1 pseudogene is annotated in these 685 nt (G+C 68.6%); it reads left to right on the forward strand.

The features are described from left to right. Positions 1-685: pseudogene (locus tag AB0C16_RS40185) on the forward strand (hypothetical protein); the annotation flags it as partial.

Genomic DNA, 685 nt, shown 5'->3' on the forward strand with positions numbered 1-685 from the left:
CGGCTACGTCCGGGCGACGGTCCCGACGAAGCGCGCCGAGTCCACCATCAAGGCGGCCTCGAAGCTCTCCTCCGTCCTCGGCATCGATCTCAAGCAGGAGATCAAGCTGGACGACCCGACGCCCAAGGGCGACCGGGCCGCCGGGGCGAAGCAGCTGAAGGCCACGGGCAGTTACGCGGCGCCGAACAAGAAGACCCCGGCGAAGAACCCGAAGGCCGACGGCCGTGGGATCACCATCGGCATCCTGGACTCCGGCGTCGACCTCGGCCACCCGGCCCTGAAGAAGACCACCACCGGCGAGCGCAAGATCGTCGACTGGGTGACCGCCACCGACCCGGTGAGCGACGGCGACGGCACCTGGCTGCGGATGACCGAGTCCGTCACCGGCCCGACGTTCACGTCCGGCGGGAAGACCTACTCGGCCCCGGCGGGCAACTACAAGTTCGCCACCTTCGCCGAGGCGGCCACCACCGGTGGCGAGATGGCGGGCGACCTCAACCGCGACGGTGACACCACCGACGTCTGGGGCGTGCTGTACGACCCGGTCACCGGCACCACGCGGGTCGACCTGAACAACAACGCGGACTTCTCCGACGACAAGGTCCTCAAGCCGTACAAGGAGAAGTTCCAGGTCTCCTACTTCGGTGAGGACGACCCGCGGACCCAGGTCGTCGAGCGGATCCCG

It is taken from the genome of Nonomuraea sp. NPDC048916 (assembly GCF_040649575.1).
Lineage (GTDB): Bacteria > Actinomycetota > Actinomycetes > Streptosporangiales > Streptosporangiaceae > Nonomuraea.